Source organism: Streptomyces sp. SID10853 (assembly GCF_010548145.1).
Classification (GTDB): domain Bacteria; phylum Actinomycetota; class Actinomycetes; order Streptomycetales; family Streptomycetaceae; genus Streptomyces.
Window position 1 is genome coordinate 1 of the sequence record NZ_JAAGLN010000417.1, and the last position, 2,992, is coordinate 2,992.

A 2,992-nucleotide genomic window follows, 5' to 3' on the forward strand; every position below is an offset into this window, starting at 1 on the left:
ACCCGCCGGGCCGGGTGGGGCCGGTGGTGTCGGGCCCGGTGGTGCCGACGGTCTCGGCGGTGTCGGGCCCGGTGGTGTCGGTGCGCCCTCCTGGCCCGGTGCGCCCTCCTGGCCCGGCCGGGCCGGTGGTCTCGCCCCGTCCGCCGCTCCCGGGTCGCCCGCCGCGTTCACATCGCCCCGGTGAGCTGATGCAGTACGGCGTCGAGCAGCCCCTCCGCGTCCAGGTCGATACCGCCGGCGCGCAGGAACACGGCGTTGAGCAGCTGGTCGGTGGCGAGTTCGCCCGGGGCGCGGCGGCGCAGGAAGACCTCGATCAGGTCCTCGGCCTCCCGCAGCGCGTCGTCGCCGAGGTGGGCCGCGACGATGGCGCGCAGCCGCTCCTCGTCGGGCACCGGCAGGTCGAGCCGGACACAGCGGCGCAGGAACGCGGGCGGGAAGTCGCGCTCACCGTTGCTGGTGATCACCACGACGGGGAACTCGGCGCACTGGACGAGCCCCCGGTGCACCCGGACGGTGCCCAGATGGTCCAGGTTCTGCACCTCCACGTCGGCCATGTCCTCGGGGAGCCTGGTCAGTTCCGGGATGTCGAAGAGGCCCTCCTCGAAGACGGTGAGCAGGTCGTTGGGCAGATCGACGTCGCCCTTGTCCATCTCGTCGATGAGCAGGGCGCGCGGGGCGGCCGACGGGACCAGGGCGGTGCCGAGCGGGCCGAGCCGGATGAACGTACCGATGGACGGCTCGCGTTCGCCGCGGTCCCGGCTGAGCGTCGTCTCGCGCAGCCGGCCGATCGCGTCGTACTGGTAGAGGGCGTCCTTGACGGTGGAGCGGCTGTTGACGGGCCAGCGCAGCAGCTCCCCCAGGCGCAGTTCGTGCGCGATGGCACGGGCCAGCGACGACTTGCCGGTGCCCGCGGGACCGGTCACCAGCAGCGGACGGCGCAGGTGCAGCGCCGCGTTGACGACATCGGCGTGCCGGGGCTCGATCAGATACGGCAGCTCGGGGCGCATCGACCGTACGGGCGTGAAACGCCGCCAGGGCGGGGCCGACGGAAGCGCGATGGCCCGGGGCACACCGTCCCCCCGGAAGAGCCGCCAGTCGGCATCACCGCCGGACGCCGGGCCGGACGCGGGCTCGCCCTCGGGAGCGGTTGTCATGTGCTCTCCTGTGGTTCGGTCAGATGCAGTCGGGGCACGGTGCGGTCGGCGTCGGCCCAGGCGAGGACCGGGCGGCCGGGGAACTCGGGCGGGCTGACCCGGGCGCTCGCACGGTAGCCGCGCACCCCGTCCGGCAGCTCCCGGGTGGCGACGTCCGCCATGTAATCGACGACATGTGCTGCTCCGTCCCCGCCGCGGTCCCACACCACCACAGGTATGCCCAGCGCGAGACAGATCTGCACGATGCCGTCCCGGGAGCCCGGTGGTACGTCCACGGAGACGCGCACCGTGTCGAGTTGGTTGACCAGACTGGAGTAGACGGTGTCGCGGTCCATGGACTCCGACACGACCACGGTCTTCCCCGAGTCGAGCCGGCTCCATCTGGTGCGCCAGTGGGACACGAAACGGCCGTGTCTGCGCAGGAGTTCGGGGCAGTGCACGACCAGCGGGAACTCCACGCCGAGCACCCCGGGCACGATCTCGTCCGGGTCGCGTGCCTCCCACTCGTCCACCGGAAGATTGAGACCGGCGCGGTCCACGAGCACCTCGACGAGGGGCGGCCGCTCGTCCCCGGCCGGCGGCGTGAGCGAGTCCAGGACGCGCAGCACCTCGCGCGCCGCCTCCGAAGCGGAGTACGACACGGTGCTGTCCGTCGACACCTGCCGGGGCCCGGCACCCTCGTCGCACCAGCTCCGCAGGTGATGGCGGCCCGGCTCGGCCCGTGTCACCTGCACCAGCACCCGTACGCGCGCCGAACGGCCCCGCACCGAGCGTTCCCACTCCTGGGCATCGGCCCTGCGCTCGCCGAGCGCCGCCCGGGTGATGCCGAGCCTCCGGGCCACCCCGTCCGCCCACAGCCGCAGTTCCGCCCGTCGCGGCCCCCCGCCCAGCGCGCCGACGTACTCCATGACGCGCAGCAGCGCCGGGACCCTGCGCTCCCCGCCGGTGGAGTGGCCGTCCCCCGGCAGGACCTCCAGATGGTCGAGGAGCGTGTCGAGGGAGTCCCCGCCGGGCAGGGCGGCCAGATGCGGCAGCGCGGCACGCACCGCTTCGGGGAACCGCCCGAGCACCGCCCGGTCCAGGGCGGCCAGTTGCCTGCGCAGCGCGGTGTACTCCTGCGGGGCCAGCAGCCGGGGCGTACGCGAGAGACCGCCCGCTGCCAGCACTCGGTCGGCGGCTGCCGGGCTGTCGCGGCGCAGGATCCCCGAGAAGGCGGCCAGGGCGCGCGGGTGGGTGAGGAGGAACGCCGCGAACTCCTCGGGGCTGGGCGGGGTGACACCACTGCCGTACTCGACGCCGCACGCGGTGGCCAGCCGCTGGGCGCGGTCGATGCGCTCGCTCATCAGCGGCAGCAAGTCCTCGATCGCCTCCACGAGCAGCAGGAAAGCGGGGTCGTCCGCGTCGGGGGGCGCGGGGAGGGCGGCGTCGATGATGCCGAGGGGGCGCAGTTCGGCCTCGACGCGCTGCCAGGGGATGGCCCAGCTGCGCCGGACCAACTGCTGGGGGCTGTACGGGAGCTGGGCGCCGGTGGCGGGGTGCACGGGCGGCATGAAGTGCGCGACGACGAGGCCGACGACGGCCCGCTCGTCCCGGCACCAGAGGGGCCCGCCGCTGTACCCCGCGCCGACCGCCATACCGGTGGACTCACCGTCCAGGTAGGCGAGGGAGCGGTGGAGCGAGGCGACGGTGAGGCGGGCGAGCGTGGCGCCCCGGCCGCCCCCGTGCCAGGCCCCCACTTTCTGCCCGGCCACCATGGCGGCCCGGCCGGGGGCGAGCAGGCTCCCGGCGGGCCCGTCGACGCGCAGCACCGCGAGGTCGCCGAGCCACTCGTCGGCGCC

At 74.5% G+C, this 2,992-nt stretch carries 2 protein-coding genes and 1 pseudogene; 1 reads left to right on the plus strand and 2 read right to left on the minus strand.

Features of this window, described 5'->3' with window-relative positions; translation table 11 throughout:
- Positions 1-184: pseudogene (locus G3I19_RS37130) on the plus strand (phosphopeptide-binding protein); the annotation flags it as partial.
- Here the strand turns inward: G3I19_RS37130 and G3I19_RS35735 are convergent.
- Complete coding sequence (locus tag G3I19_RS35735; protein WP_164267840.1) at positions 168-1,154, minus strand: MoxR family ATPase; 987 nt, start codon at positions 1,152-1,154, stop codon at positions 168-170. The pseudogene G3I19_RS37130 and the gene G3I19_RS35735 sit on opposite strands and share 17 nt — an antisense overlap.
- Positions 1,151-2,992 (minus strand): trypsin-like peptidase domain-containing protein (locus G3I19_RS35740; RefSeq protein ID WP_164267841.1); only part of this gene is annotated, 1,842 nt, incomplete at its 5' end. The genes G3I19_RS35735 and G3I19_RS35740, both read right to left, overlap by 4 nt.

Bases quoted from the DNA above. Each gene is read 5' to 3' on its own strand.
- G3I19_RS35735 (WP_164267840.1), bottom strand. From the start codon at position 1,154: ATGACAACCGCTCCCGAGGGCGAGCCCGCGTCCGGCCCGGCGTCCGGC.